Source organism: Planomonospora corallina (genome assembly GCF_042650625.1).
Classification (GTDB): Bacteria; Actinomycetota; Actinomycetes; order Streptosporangiales; family Streptosporangiaceae; genus Planomonospora_B; species Planomonospora_B corallina.
This window is the reverse complement of sequence record NZ_JBHSBM010000017.1, coordinates 41,345-54,623: the sequence shown is the minus strand read 5'-3', so window position 1 is coordinate 54,623 and position 13,279 is coordinate 41,345. Positions and strand designations below refer to the sequence as shown.

9 protein-coding genes and 1 pseudogene are annotated in these 13,279 nt (G+C 75.1%); 5 read left to right on the top strand and 5 right to left on the bottom strand.

The genetic code is table 11. The annotated features are described in order from the left end of the window. Positions 1–95 precede the first annotated feature (95 nt). On the top strand, positions 96–857 hold the full coding sequence (locus tag ACFOWE_RS13410) for an SDR family NAD(P)-dependent oxidoreductase (protein ID WP_377287618.1): 762 nt from the start codon (positions 96–98) through the stop codon (positions 855–857). A gap of 18 nt (positions 858–875) precedes the next feature. On the opposite strand, the gene ACFOWE_RS13405 is transcribed toward ACFOWE_RS13410, so the two are convergent. From ACFOWE_RS13405 to ACFOWE_RS13395, 3 genes and pseudogenes are all read right to left on the bottom strand, one after another. Further along, the gene (locus ACFOWE_RS13405) at positions 876–1,322 is read right to left on the bottom strand and encodes a deaminase (protein ID WP_377289102.1); all 447 of its coding nucleotides are present in this window, start codon (positions 1,320–1,322) and stop codon (positions 876–878) included. 129 nt (positions 1,323–1,451) lie between these two features. Further along, positions 1,452–2,003 (bottom strand): annotated as a pseudogene (locus tag ACFOWE_RS13400) (RibD family protein); the annotation flags it as partial. A 154-nt stretch (positions 2,004–2,157) separates the two neighbouring features. Continuing rightward, on the bottom strand, positions 2,158–3,660 hold the full coding sequence (locus ACFOWE_RS13395; protein ID WP_377287617.1) for an EAL domain-containing protein: 1,503 nt from the start codon (positions 3,658–3,660) through the stop codon (positions 2,158–2,160). Between the two features lie 347 nt (positions 3,661–4,007). Here ACFOWE_RS13395 and ACFOWE_RS13390 point away from each other — a divergent pair, with 347 nt between their 5' ends. Continuing rightward, positions 4,008–5,372 (top strand): serine hydrolase domain-containing protein, encoded by a 1,365-nt coding sequence (locus ACFOWE_RS13390; protein ID WP_377287616.1) that lies wholly within the window; start codon positions 4,008–4,010, stop codon positions 5,370–5,372. A 94-nt stretch (positions 5,373–5,466) separates the two neighbouring features. Here ACFOWE_RS13390 and ACFOWE_RS13385 read toward each other — a convergent pair whose 3' ends face one another. Then, a complete protein-coding gene (locus ACFOWE_RS13385; RefSeq protein ID WP_377287615.1) occupies positions 5,467–7,038 on the bottom strand; it encodes a BCCT family transporter in 1,572 nt (523 codons plus the stop codon). A gap of 123 nt (positions 7,039–7,161) precedes the next feature. Here ACFOWE_RS13385 and ACFOWE_RS13380 point away from each other — a divergent pair, with 123 nt between their 5' ends. Both ACFOWE_RS13380 and ACFOWE_RS13375 read left to right on the top strand, forming a co-directional pair. Continuing rightward, positions 7,162–9,111: a protein kinase domain-containing protein gene (locus tag ACFOWE_RS13380; RefSeq protein ID WP_377287614.1), complete on the top strand. Its 1,950-nt coding sequence runs from the start codon at positions 7,162–7,164 to the stop codon at positions 9,109–9,111. 157 nt (positions 9,112–9,268) lie between these two features. Beyond that, positions 9,269–10,018, top strand: coding sequence for a glucose 1-dehydrogenase (locus ACFOWE_RS13375; RefSeq protein WP_377287613.1), 750 nt, complete (start codon positions 9,269–9,271; stop codon positions 10,016–10,018). 124 nt (positions 10,019–10,142) lie between these two features. On the opposite strand, the gene ACFOWE_RS13370 is transcribed toward ACFOWE_RS13375, so the two are convergent. Continuing rightward, the gene (locus tag ACFOWE_RS13370; RefSeq protein ID WP_377287612.1) at positions 10,143–10,799 is read right to left on the bottom strand and encodes a PaaI family thioesterase; all 657 of its coding nucleotides are present in this window, start codon (positions 10,797–10,799) and stop codon (positions 10,143–10,145) included. A 558-nt stretch (positions 10,800–11,357) separates the two neighbouring features. Between ACFOWE_RS13370 and ACFOWE_RS13365 the strand changes: the two genes are divergently transcribed. Further along, positions 11,358–13,214: a CHAP domain-containing protein gene (locus ACFOWE_RS13365; protein ID WP_377287611.1), complete on the top strand. Its 1,857-nt coding sequence runs from the start codon at positions 11,358–11,360 to the stop codon at positions 13,212–13,214. Positions 13,215–13,279: the final 65 nt, after the last annotated feature.

Below are 13,279 nucleotides of genomic sequence, written 5' to 3'. Positions count from 1 at the left end.
GCGTTCCCCGCCTTCCCGGCCCCCGTTCCCCGCCCGCCGCTCCCCGACCGGCCTGCGTCCGGCCACCGCGCGGCGGCCTGTTGTAGCGTCGTGTCGTGGACCTCGGAATCAAGGGGAAGGTCGCCCTCGTCACGGGCGGCAGCGCCGGCCTCGGCCTCGCCTCGGCCAAGAGCCTCGCCAGGGAGGGCTGCGCCGTCTGCGTGAGCGCCCGCTCCCCGGAGCGGCTCGCCGACGCCGTGGTCGAGCTGCAGGAGTACGGCGGGACGGTGCACGCGGTCCTCGGCGACGTGGAGGATCCCCAGGCCGCCGAGCGGATCGTCGCCGAGACGCGCGAGGTGCTGGGGCCGGTGGACATCCTGGTCGCGAACGCCGGAGGGCCTCCGCGGGGGGATTTCCGCAGCGTCGGCATGGACGCCTGGGAGGTGGCCGTCGAGCGCAACCTGCTCGGCACCGTCCGGCTCATGCGGGCCGTGCTGCCCGACATGTGCTCCCGCGGCTGGGGGCGGATCGTCACGATCACCAGCCGGTCCGCGCGCGAGGCGATCGACGGGCTGGCGCTGTCCAACGCGACCCGCTCGGCGGTCGCCGGGATCGTCCGCACGCTCGCCCGCGAGGTCGGCCGGGACGGCGTCCTGGTCAACAACGTGATGCCCGGGCCGGTCCTCACCGACCGGCTCCGGGAGACGACGCCCGATCCGGCGGAGCTGGACGAGCGGGGCGAGCGCATGCCCGTGGGCCGGCTCGGCCGCCCCGAGGAGGTCGGCGACGTGGTCGCGTTCCTGGTCAGCGAGCGGGCCTCGTTCGTCACCGGCGCCTCGCTCCTGGTGGACGGCGGCGAGAGCCGGATCATCGCCTGATCCGTCCGCGGCGCGCGCCTACCCGAGCAGGTGCGCGTTGGGCTCGCGAGCCGGCCCGGCCAGCCCGGGGAGCTCCACCACGGCCACGCCCGCCGCGGCGAGTTCCTCCGCGCCGTGGCAGTCGGCGAAGAGCACCGGCTCCCGCCAGGCCAGCACGACCCGCCGGATCCCGCTGTCGATGATCAGCCGGGTGCAGGTGCGGGGCCGGGACCGGCGCACGCTGCACGGCTCCAGGCTGCTGTAGATCGTGGCGCCGGGCAGCCGGGGGTCGTCCGGGGAGATCTTGGCGAGCGCGGCCTCCTCGGCGTGCACGTGAGGGTCGCCGCCCTCCCGGGAGTGGCCGCGTGCCAGCTCGGTGCCGTCGGCGGCGACCACGACGGCGCCGACGGAGAAGGCGGTCCGCGAGGGCGGGCAGAGCCGGGCGAGCTCGCAGGCGAGCCGGAGCCGGTCATGGTCGTCGTTCATCGCCCGCCTCCCGGATCCGGGGCCTTCCGGCCCGGGACCGTCCGGTCTGATCAGGTATCTCAGCAGCGCGACGTCGCCGAGCGGGCGGATCTCCGCCAGCTCCATCCGGCGCCGCGGGCCCTGCGGGAACGGCCCGCCGCCGACGAAACGCGGCGCGGCGGGGTCGCCGACGAGGAACGGCGCGACGGCGAGGTGGAGCTCGTCGGCCAGGTCCTCCTTCAGGAACCGGGTGTGCACCGAGCCGCCGCCCTCGACCATCAGCCGGCGGACCCCGCGCCCGGCCAGGTCGCGCAGGACCCGGCGGAGGTCCACGGGCTCGCCCGCGTCGACCACCTCGGCAGCCGTCCCGAGCCGGGAGGCGAGCCCGCCCACCGCGCCCGACGCGGCGTAGACGATCTTCTCCGCGTCCCCGGCGGTGAAGAACCGGCCGGCCGGGTCGAGGTCTCCCGTCGCGGTCAGCGTCACCTTGGCGGGGCAGGCCGGCAGGCCGCGCGCCGTCCGGGCCCGCCGCCGCTCCGGTGACCGGACCAGCAGCCGGGGGTCGTCGCAGCGTACGGTGCCCGCTCCGACCAGGATCGCGTCGCAGCCCGCCCGGACCTCGTCGACCCGGTCGAAGTCCTCGTCCCCGGAGAGCAGGAGCCGGTCGGGGGTGGCGTCGTCGATGTACCCGTCGACGGACATCGCACAGCTGAGCAGCACGTAGGGACGCTCGACCGGTCCGCCCGCTCCGCTCACCGCGCCTGCCCCCTCCCTCGCCGGGTGACGTGCCCGTGCCTGTCACCGGCCGCGATGCTACGCCACCGGGGAGCCCGCCGGGCCGGCCGGGGTACGGCCCTCACGCCGCCCGGGCGGCGTGGCGCACGCCCCCTTCGAGTCCGTCGATGAGTTCCGTGCCGTGGCGCAGGAGCTGCCGGGCCAGCTCGGGGCTCTCGCTGATGGCCACCTCCCACAGGTCCCGGGTGTTCTCCTGGCGGCGGGCCATGACGACGAGGGCGGAGCTCGGCGAGAGCGCCACCAGGAAGCCGTGCTCCAGCAGCGGGTGACCGGCCGGAAGGTCGGCGCCGCGGACCCGCCAGTTGCCGTACTTCGCCACGTCGGCGCCCAGCACCAGCACCAGCGGGCAGCGGGCCAGGAGGATGCTGTAGATGACCGCCATCTCGGTGCTCCACCCGGACTCGGGCAGCAGGAAGGCGACGACCGGAGCGACCGAGGACTGGACGATGGGGGCGGCCAGGTTGGGGGTGAGCTCGTTGATCTCCTCCCACCTCAGCCCGCCGGACACGTGCGCGCCGGACTGGACGACCAGGTTCCAGGGGGAGACCGCGGGGCCGGACGGCAGCTCGCGCAGCCGGATGGGCGCCTTGGGGGGCGGCACGGCGGCCGGGAGTTCACCCGGACGGCCGTGGAAGAAGCCTCGCTGATAGGTGCCGCCCAGGCTCCGGCCCGTCAGGGCGCCCGCCTGGTTCTCGACGTTCTCCACCAGCAGCGTCGCCCCGCTGCTCTTGGCCTCCGACAGCACCGCGGTCAGGGCCTGGCCCGCGTAGGCCCGGCCGTAGGTGAGCAGGCGGTGGTCGATCTTGACGACGTCGGGCTCCAGCACGGGCAGCATCCCCTGCCCGGCCGGGCTGAACTCGATCTCCCCGACCGAGACGCCCCAGCGCGCGGCGCGGGCGCGCCGTACCGTCTCCAGCACCTGCTGGGGATGGCGGTTCATCGCCTCCCCGTCGATCTCGATGAAGACCCGCAGCTCCCGGGTCGCCTCCCACACGATCGGGAGCAGGTCCTCGGGGCACTCCACGATCAGCGAGGCGGCGTCGACGTTGACGAACAGCGAGACCGTGGCGGGCATCTTGCGCTGCAGCATCTGCCGGAACGCCTCGGCGCGGCAGATCCAGTCCAGCTCGCCGGCACGGCCCACCGCGCGCGCCGCGGCGAACAGCCGGTCCGGCGTCCGCAGCGGCGAGTTCCGCGGGCCGCGGCTGAGCGCCTCGAACCCCACCACCTGGTCATGGGCCAGATCCACGATCGGCTGGAACACCACCTCCACCAGCCGCCTGTCGATGATCTCGTGGATCAGCTCGGTGTACTGGCTGATGCCCAGCGGCTGCTCGTGGACGAACCGCGCCTGCACCGGGCTCAGTTCCGGCGCGGGGAGCGTCGCCAGCCGGTCGGCGGCGGGGGCGGGCGCCGGGACGGAGACTGGCGCGGCGAGCGTGGCGGACGCGCCGGCGAAGGCGCTGTCCTTCCGCTCCCAGAGCGTCCGGCCGCCCTGCGGCTCCTGCGGCGGTCTGGGATCGCGCTCCCAGAGGATCCAGCGGGTGGAACGGTCCTCGGACACGGTCGGTTCCTTTCCGAAGCCAACGTGAAGAACGTGAAGTAACAGGGGGTCTCCGCCCCGCCTGCCGGGCGTCGCCGCGACGGCCCGGCGGGGACGGAGGCGGTGCTCCACGTGGAGGCACCTCCGAGGGAAACGCCCTCCTATCGGCGGACTCCGCCGTCACCTGACCAGAACCGTCCGGACCGGAGTCCTCCGTTCCCCCGGCTGTTTCCCGGGGCGGGCCCGCCCCGGGAAACAGCCGGGGGAGGTTCCCGGCCGGGGCCTCTGGGCGGTGGCGGCCCCGGTTGTTAGGCTCACAGACCGAGCGGTCGGTCAAGCGATCGCCACCTCCGGTGAAGGGCGGGTCGATGGCGGCAGAGGACGGGGCCGGGAGCGGCTCCCCGACGACGGTGGCCGGGCACTGCGACCCCCGGTTCGCCCGGGTGCGCGAGGTGTTCGGCGAGCACTTCGCCCGCGGTGAGGAGATCGGCGCGGCGTTCGCCGTCTACCTCGACGGCGAGCCGGTCGTGGACCTGTGGGGGGGCGTCGCCGACCGGCGCACCGGCCGCCCCTGGGAGCGCGGCACGCCCGTGCTGGCCTACTCGTGCACCAAGGCGGTGACCGCGACGGCCGTGCACCTGCTCGCCGAGCGCGGACTGCTCGACCTGACCGCGCCGGTCGCCCGCGTCTGGCCGGAGTTCGCGGACCGGGGCAAGGAGCGGATCACCGTCGAGCACCTGCTCACCCACCAGGCGGGGCTGCCGGCGATCGAGGAGCCGGTGCCGGTGGAGGAGTTCGAGGACCAGGCGGCCATCGCCGCCCGGCTGGCCCGGCAGGAGCCGCTCTGGGAGCCCGGCACCGCGCACGGCTACCACGCGCTGACCTACGGGTTCCTGCTCGGCGAGGTGGTCCGCCGGGTGTCCGGCAAGAGCGTGGGCGAGCTCGTGGCCGCCGAGATCGCCGGACCGGCGGGACTGGAGCTCTGGGTCGGCGCGCCGGACGACGTGGCGGCGCGGGCGGCCCGCCTGTCCGCCGGCGAGCGCGCCAGGCCCGGTGCGCCCGCCGCGGACTCCACCGGCGCCGCGGCCTCCGCCGTCCCGGACACCGCTGCCTCCGCAGACACCGCGGCCTCCGCCGTCCCGGGCGGCGTCTCCCCCGCCCCCGCGGGCGGCTCCGCGGGAGCCGAGCCGCGGGGTTCCGCGCACGGCGCCTCCCCGGCGGGAGGTGGCGGGCAGGGCCTGGTCCACGAGATGGCCCGCGCCGCACTGGATCCCGCCAGTCTCATGAACCGGGCCCTGGGCAACCCGCCGCTGCACAAGCTGGCCGGCGGCGCCAACCATCCGGTCGCGCTGCGGGCGGGCTGGCCCGCCATGGGGGCCGTCACCACGGCGCGGGGCCTGGCCGGTTTCTACCGTGAGCTGATCGGCGGGCGGATCCTGCGCCCGGAGACGCTGCGCGACGCCGTACGGCCCCGGGTCGCCGGCCCCGACCGGGTGCTGATCGTGGACAGTTCCTTCGGCCTGGGCTACATGCGCCCGTCCATGACCTATCTCACCCCCGCCAGGGGGGCGCGGACCGCCTTCGGCCACACCGGCATGGGCGGCTCCCTCGGGCTGGGCGACCTCGAGCACGGCCTGGCCATGGCCTACACGATGAACAGGATGGCGGGCGCCGTCTCCGGCAGCCTGCGCGCCTACCGGCTGGCCGAGGCCGTCTACGAGTCGCTCGGCTGAGGCCGGAGTGCCACGGGCCCGACGCCGCCGTGCCGTGCCCTCCGGGGGCGAGGGCGGCCCGCTTCCGTCTCCGGCGTCCGGCGCCGCTCCCCGCTCACTCCGCGCCGTCCTCCCCGCTGACCCTGCGGATGGCGTCCGGCAACCCGTGCGGATGGAGGTGCAGCACCGGTCCGGCGCCGGGATCGTCGCGCAGCTCCTTCACCAGCGCCGCGCAGAGCAGGAGCATGACGGCCACGAACGGCAGCGCGACCAAGATCGTGGCCTGCTGCAGCGCCTCCAGCCCGCCGGCCAGCAGCAGCACCAGCGCGACCGTCCCGACCAGCACGCCCCACATCACCACCAGGGGGCGGGGAGGGTGCAGTGAGCCCCCGGTGGACAGCGAGCCGAGCACCAGGGAGGCCGAGTCCGCACTCGTGACGAAGTAGAGGGCCACCAGCAGCGCCGTGACCGCGGTGGCGATCGTGCCGAGCGGCAGCTGGGCCAGGAGTGCGAACATCGCCGCCTCCGCCCCCTCCGCGATCTCCCCCGCGAAGTCCGCCGTGCCCGAAAGCTGCAGCCACACGGCGCTGCCCCCGCTGATCGAGAACCAGAGCAGGCTGGCGCCGGACGGGACGAGCAGGACGCCGACGACGAACTCGCGGACGGTCCGGCCCCGGGAGATCCGGGCGATGAAGGCGCCCACGAACGGCGCCCACGACATCCACCACGCCCAGTAGAAGATGGTCCAGGCGCCGAGCCACTCCTTGTCGACGAACGCGCCCGTCCGCGAGGACATCGAGAGCAGGTCGTTGAGGTAGCCGCCGAGCGAGGCGGGGACCAGGTCGAGGACCGCGACGGTCGGGCCGAGCAGGAAGATGAACAAGGCCAGGGCGGCCGCCAGATAGACGTTGAGGGTGCTGAGGATGCGCACGCCGCGGTGCACTCCGGTGGCCGCCGAGACGACGAACCCCGCCGTCAGCGCGATGATGACGATCACCTCCAGCCGCCGCCCGCTCAGCCCGAGCAGCTCGTTGAGGCCGTACTCGACCTGGAGCGCCCCCAGGCCCAGGCTGGTCGCGGTGCCGAAGACCGTGGCCAGTACGGCCAGCAGGTCCAGCACCCGTCCCGCGAGCGGCCGGGGCCTGCCGCCGAACAGCGGGGTGAAGGCCGCGCTGAACCGGTTGCCCCGTCCCTTGCGGAAGGTGGAGTAGGCCAGGGCCAGGCCGGTGACCGCGTAGATGGCCCAGGGGTGCAGGGTCCAGTGGAACAGCGAGTACTCCATGGCGGTCCGCGCGGCCTGGGGCGAACCCGCCGCCAGCCCCAGATCGGGCGGGGGACTGAGCAGGTGCGTCATGGGCTCGGCGACACCGTAGAACATCAGCCCGATGCCCATCCCGGAGCTGAACATCATCGCCGTCCAGGCGAGATCGGAGAACTCCGGCACGTCGCCGTCCTTGCCGAGGCGGACCCGGCCGAACCGGCTGAGCCCGAGCACGACGGCCAGGACCAGGAAGAAGTCAGCCGCCACCACGAACAACCAGCCGAGGTTGCCCAGCACCCAGCCGAGCGCGGCGTCGCCGGCCGCGGCGAGCGACTCGGTGAAGACCGCTCCCCACACCACCACGGCCAGCAGCGCCCCCACGGCGACGGCCAGCAGCGGGACGTCGGGTTTCGACGGGCGCATCATCCCTCCAAACTGACTACTGTCAGTGACTTCTATGCTGCCCACCGTCAAAGTCGGCGAACCGTGACAACCCACCGCCCGGGTGAGACCGTCGAACAGTGCGACGGCACTCGACAGGGGGACTGCATGGTTCCGGGATACCGCGAGGTCCGCGAGCTCGGCGCCGGGAGCGGCGGACGCGTGGTGCTGGCCACCTACGCCGGCACCGGCGCCTACGTGGCCATCAAGTACCTGAACGCCTCCCTCCGGGACGACGAGCGCTTCCTGGCCCGTCTCCGCGAGCAGGCGCGCGTCCTGGTCGAGCTCGACGATCCGCACCTCGTCCGGCTCCACGAGTACTACGAGGACGTGCTGGAGGCCGCGCTGGTCACGGAGCTGGTCGACGGCGTCGCGCTCCGCAGGCTCCTCGACGGCCACGGCGCGACGAGCCCGGAGGCCGCGCTGGCCGTGCTCAAGGGCACGCTGCTGGGCCTGGCCGGAGCCCACGCCGCGGGCGTCACGCACCGTGACTTCCGGGCGGAGAAGATCCTCGTCCGGGCGGACGGGACCGGGAAACTCACCGGCTTCGGCTTCGCCGCTCCCGCCGCGGAGCCGGTCCCGCCACCGGAGGCGTCCGGGAAAGGGAGCCCCGCGCCTCCCGGACGGACCGCCCCGGAGACTCCCGGTTGGGCGGACCCGGCGGCTCCCGGACGGACCGACCCGGCGGGCGAGGCCGCCGACGTCCGGGCCGCGGCCCGCGTGTTCGCCGAGTGCGTCACCGGCAGGCCGTACCGGACGGGCCTCACCACCCCGGCGGGGTGGGAGCCGGACGGGCCGGACCCGCTGGAGGCCCTGCCGGACCCGGTGCGGCGGCTGGCCGCCCGCGGCCTGGCCGAGGCTCCCTCGGACCGGCCGCCGGCGGCCCGGGCGCTCGCCTCGGAGTTGGAGGCGGTCGCGCTCTCGGTCTACGGGCCGGAGTGGGAGCGCCGCGGGCGGCGGCACCTGGCCGAGCGGGCGACCCTGTTCGCGCTCGACTTCCCGCTGGCCCGTCCGGCCGGCCGGACCGCCTCCCGGTCCGCCGCCCGATCCGCCGCCCGGGCGGGCGCCTCGGTCGCCCGGCACGTGCGCGGGCGGGTGGGCGGGCTACGCCGTACCCGCCCGGGGTCCCGGATGCTGGCCGGAGCGGGGCTGGCGGCGGCCGCGGTCGTCGTGGCGCTGGTCGCCGCGGGCCCTCCGGCGGGCCCGCTCGCCTCGGACCGGGTCTTCACCCCCTCCCCCGGGACCCCGAGGGAGGGGAGGCCCGCGGCCCCGGACCGCTCGCCCTCCGGTCCTCCGGACGTCCCGGAGCCGTCCCGGGCCGCCGCGCCGACCACGCCGCCGGGCGCCACCGGCCCGGCCCGGCGGCCGCACCCGGCGGGCACCGCCCCGGCCGGGCCCACCGCGGCCGCCTCCCGGCACTCCCCCGCCCCGGAGCCCTCCGGGAGCGCCTCCGATGACCGGGGCCCCGGCACGACCCCGCCCTCCGCGCCGGGCTCCGCCTCGCCGCCCGGCCGGACCCCCGCTCCCTCCCCGAGCGACGTACGGCCGTCGTCCGTGCCCCCGCACACGGTCGACGACCTGGCGGTCATCGCGGTCGACGCGACCGGGGCGGTGATCGGCGTCCGCGCCTCGGGCCCGGCGGACGTGGTGCTGACCGTCACGTTCGCCGAGGGCCCGGCAGCGGACCGGATGACGCGGGAGCCGGCGCGCACGCTGACGCTCACCGGCTCCGGCTCCTACCGGCTGCTCGTCCCGCACGCCTTCACGGTCCCGGCCTGCGGGCAGACGCTCCTGCGCCGGGTCACCGCCGAGACCCGGCCGTGGGCGCCCCAGGGCGCGCCGAGCCGTACGGTCGCGGTCACCGCCGACCCCTGCCCGGCGTCCGGCACGCCGTCACCGGGGTCCGGGGACGCCACCGGGGACACCGCGGGAGACAGCGCGGGGGACGCCGCCGGTGGCGTGCCGGACGTGCCGGAGGACGTGATGGAGGACGTGACGGACGATCCGGCGGGCGCCGGGGGCGGCGCGGCGGAGAACGAAGATCAGGGCGTCTTGTAAGGAAACCAAGCGTGCGCTAGTTTGACAGCCACGACGCCCCGGGGCGCCCGCCACCTCGAGGAGCGCGTGCCGCACTCCGGCGCGCGTCTTCGGGAGCCGGCCGCCCCGCCACGAGACCGCCGCGAGAGCGGCCCGAGTCACCGCGAGGAGCCTCACGATGGGTCTGCTGGACGGCAAGGTGGCACTGGTCACCGGCGGCGCGCGGGGCATGGGCGCGTCCCATGTGCGGCTCCTCGCCGCCGAGGGCGCGCAGGTCGTCTTCGGTGACGTGCTCGCCGAGGAGGGCAAGGCGCTCGCCGAGGAGACCGGGGCGGTCTTCGTCCCGCAGGACGTGACCGAGCCCGGCGACTGGGAGCGGGCGGTGGCCACCGCCGTCGAGACGTACGGCAGGCTCGACGTCCTGGTCAACAACGCAGGCGTCCTGAAGTTCCGCCGGATCGCGGACATGACGCTCGAGGAGTTCGGCCGGGTCATCGACGTGAACCTCAAGGGCACCTGGCTCGGCGTCAAGTCGGTGATCGAGCCGATGAAGGCTGCGGGCGGCGGCTCGATCGTGAACATCTCCTCGATCGAGGGCTTCATCGGCGCCGCGGGCATGTCCGCCTACTCCGCCTCGAAGTTCGGCGTGCGCGGCGTCACCAAGGCCGCCGCACGCGAACTGGCTCCCTTCGGGATCCGGGTGAACTCCGTGCACCCCGGAGCCATCAACACCGGCATGGTCAGGGACCCGGAGATCGCGGCCGAGGTGGACGGCGAGGCGTTCCTCAAGTCCATGGTGATCCGGCGCTTCGCCAAGCCGGTCGAGGTCTCGCACGTGGTGGCGTTCCTGGCCTCCGACCGGTCGAGCTACTGCACCGGCAGCGAGTTCACCGTGGACGGGGGCCTGCTCACCGGCGCCGGATACTAGCCGGAGCCGCACGGAGGGTCCGCGCCGGGTCTTGACCGCCTCGTGGGCGGCCCTTGACCCTGCGCCCTCCGCCCGGCGGGGCCTCCCCCTTTCCGCCGCCGTCCCGCCCGGCCCCGCGCCCGCCTCAGCCAGCCTCACCCGCGGACTCCGGCCCCGGCCCCTGGCCGGACCACCAGGACGGGGCGATGAACAGACCGCTCGCCTCGACCAGCACGGTGCCGTCCGGGAGGGCGATCCGGCCCTCGGACCAGTGCTTGCGCCCCTCCGAGCGCACGTACTCGGCGGTGGCGACCAGCGGCTCGCCGTACGGCACGCGCCTGCGGTAGCGCAGGGTCAGGGTGCCGGTCATCCCCGGGAAGCCGGCCACCGCGGTGGCGTGGCCCAGCAGATGGTCGAGGATCATGGCGCTGACCCCGCCGTGCACCGTGCCCGGCGGCCCCTCGTGGGCCGGGCGGAAGCTCAGCTCGGCCCGGACCGTCCGCTCGGGGGTGACCTCGGCGACCAGCGGGAGGGCGTGCGGGTTGGCCGAACCGGTCACCGCGTTGCCCAGGTTGCGGGGGGCGCCGTCGGGGCCGATCTCGAACGACCGCGGGGAGTCGCGCCGCACCGCGTTGAGGCGCTCGGTGAGCGCGGCCACTTCGGCCGCGGCGGCGGCGAGTTCGCCCTCCGGGACGTCGGTCAGCGCGACCGCGTCGATCAGGTCGCGGACCCGCCGGCTGAGGTCGGTCAACGCGGCGAGCTGGGGTTCGGCGTCCTCCGTGGAGGCAAGGTCGAGCGTCATGGCCACATTTTAGAACGCGTTCTACAGAATCTCATTCTGAGGGTGCGGTTCCGACCTGGCGGGCGGAGCCGCACCGGAGGACAGAATCCGGGCCTCGCACTCAGGCCCGGGCCCGGGGCTCGGACCGGGCGGGGCCGCGCGCCCCGGGGGCACGGCTCCACCCCGCGGGACACACCCCGGATGACGCGCCCCGGACGACCTGCCATGGATGACACGCCCGGAGGACGGGTCCACCCCGCCCACCTTTTTCGTAGATTTTTTGCCTTTCCGGTTTACCGGAGGAAAGTTCGCAAACCCCTATGACGTCGGACTTTGCGCCTGATGGAGGGTCAACGGGACCCTGGTATCCGCTTGGCACGGTCTTGACCTGCTTTTGCCTGCGGGTAACCTCCCTCGTCACGGAAGACCACTGACCCATGGCGCCGCCACACGCACCCCGTCCTCCCCCGGCGGGTCGGCGTGAACGCGCCATCGTCCGACCCCGGCCTTCCGGAAGCCCGGTCGCGGGGCGGCGCGGCCATGCCAGTACGGCTTCCGGAGGGTTCTCCCCACTTCCATATGACGCCTGAGATCGAAAAGTTCATCGAGCTGCTCGAGAGCGAGCTCGGATACTCCGAGAAGAGCAGCGGCTACACCAAGTTCGGCAGCTGGTACGCCGAGAACGTCGCGAACGACGACGCCTTCACGAACGCGGCCTGGTGCGACATGTACCTGTCGTGGGCGGCGAAGAAGCTCGGCTACGAGGAGTGGATCGGCCAGTTCGCCTACACCGTGTACCACGCGCAGTGGTTCAAGGAGCAGGACGCCTGGGGCACCACCCCCGAGGTCGGGGCCATCGTCTTCTTCGACTGGAGCGGCACCGGCAAGCTCAGCCACATCGACCACGTCGGGATCGTCACCAAGGTCGAGGGCCGGACGATCCACACGATCGAGGGCAACATCGACGGCGGGGTCGCCAAGCGCAAGGAGCGTGACACCGCCAAGGTCGTCGGCTACGGCTACCCGGCGAAGATCAAGGAACGGCTGGACCGGGAGGCCGCGGAGCAGAGGATCGCTCCCACCGTCCAGGAGTCCGCCTTCGTCTTCGTGAACCCGCCGTCCAGCCTGCCCCCCTTCGTCCCGACCTCTCCGATCCTCATCGCCGTCCAGCCGGACGGCACGGAGGACGGGAAGCCCGGCCAGCAGGAGGAGAGCGGGAAGGCCGAGCGGCCCGCGACGGGCAAGCACGCCAAGCCGGCCCAGAAGACCACCGCGAAGGCCGCTCCGAAGACCACCGCGAAGACCGGCGTGGCGGCCGCTCCGAAGACCACCGCCGGGACCGCGGCGGAGACCGCCCCGGGCACCACCCCGAAGACCCCCGCCACCGCGACCTCCGGCGGCGTCCCCGGGACCGCCACGGCCCCCGCCGGGACCACCGCGGCCGCATCCTCCCCCGTCCGGAGCGTCCCGGCCCGGAGCGGCGGCAAGCACGCCAAGCCGGCCGCCGCCGACACCCAGGCGATCGCCACGGCTCCGGCCGCCGCGAGCGACGGCCTGACCCCGACCGTCCCCGACCTCTCCAGCCCCAACGTGCTCGCCCCGGTCCTGCTCGCCGCCGCGGCGATCATCGCGCACGCCAAGGTGAAGCAGGCCGGACTGCGCCTGGCCTTCGCGAGCGGGGCCGCGGAGCGCCCCTCTCGCCGGAGCGGAGGCTCCCATCGCAGCGGAGGCCGCCGCCGCGCGCCCGGCCGCCGGCGGCTCGGCCGCCACGCTCCGCTCACCCGCGGATCCTTCGCGACCCAGGAGTTCTCCCTCTCCCCGGACGGGCCCGCCGTCCGGGACCTGCCCGCCGTCCGGGACCTGCCCACCGTCCGGGACCTGCCCGGCCTGGCAGGGGACCCGGCGGCCACGGGTCCCGTCCTCGGGCTCGCCCCGGCGGCCCGGGGTGAGGGGATCGCCCCCGCCGAGCGGCCCCGCCTCCCCTACCAGGGCAGGCGCCGTCTCCGGGAGCGCCCGGTCGTCCCCGCCGTCACGGCGTCCTCGACGTTCGTCCAGGACGCGCCGCTGCGGGGCCGCCGCCACCGCCGCACGGAGACGACGGCGCCCCCGGTGCCTTCGGTGTCCTCGCCGTCCCCCGGGTCCTCCGGGTCCTCGACGGCCCCGGCCGCCGCGTTCCCCGCCGCCTCCCCGGCGGCCCTCGTCTCCCCGGTCTCCTCGGCGTCCTCGGCGTCCTCGACGTTCGTCCAGGACGCGCCGCTGCGAGGCCGCCGCCACCGCCGCACGGAGACCGCGGTCAGCACGACCCTCCCGGCCTCCGCCCTGTCCGGCTCCGGCTCCGGCTCCGGCTCCGGCTCCGGTGACATCCTCTCCCCCGACCTCGATCGTGCCCCGCTGGATTACCGGGGCCGCCGCCGCCGGGAGCCGGCGGCGGTCTGAACCGGCTCCGCCCCGGACCGAGGCCGGACCAGGACCGGCGGGCCGCCCCGGGCGGGGACCCGGTC

Coding starts and splice junctions, on each gene's coding strand:
- ACFOWE_RS13365 (WP_377287611.1), top strand. CDS start 11,358: ATGACGCCTGAGATCGAAAAGTTCATCGAGCTGCTCGAGAGCGAGCTC.
- ACFOWE_RS13380 (WP_377287614.1), top strand. CDS start 7,162: ATGGTTCCGGGATACCGCGAGGTCCGCGAGCTCGGCGCCGGGAGCGGC.
- ACFOWE_RS13405 (WP_377289102.1), bottom strand. CDS start 1,322: ATGAACGACGACCATGACCGGCTCCGGCTCGCCTGCGAGCTCGCCCGG.
- ACFOWE_RS13390 (WP_377287616.1), top strand. CDS start 4,008: ATGGCGGCAGAGGACGGGGCCGGGAGCGGCTCCCCGACGACGGTGGCC.
- ACFOWE_RS13370 (WP_377287612.1), bottom strand. CDS start 10,799: ATGACGCTCGACCTTGCCTCCACGGAGGACGCCGAACCCCAGCTCGCC.
- ACFOWE_RS13385 (WP_377287615.1), bottom strand. CDS start 7,038: ATGATGCGCCCGTCGAAACCCGACGTCCCGCTGCTGGCCGTCGCCGTG.
- ACFOWE_RS13375 (WP_377287613.1), top strand. CDS start 9,269: ATGGGTCTGCTGGACGGCAAGGTGGCACTGGTCACCGGCGGCGCGCGG.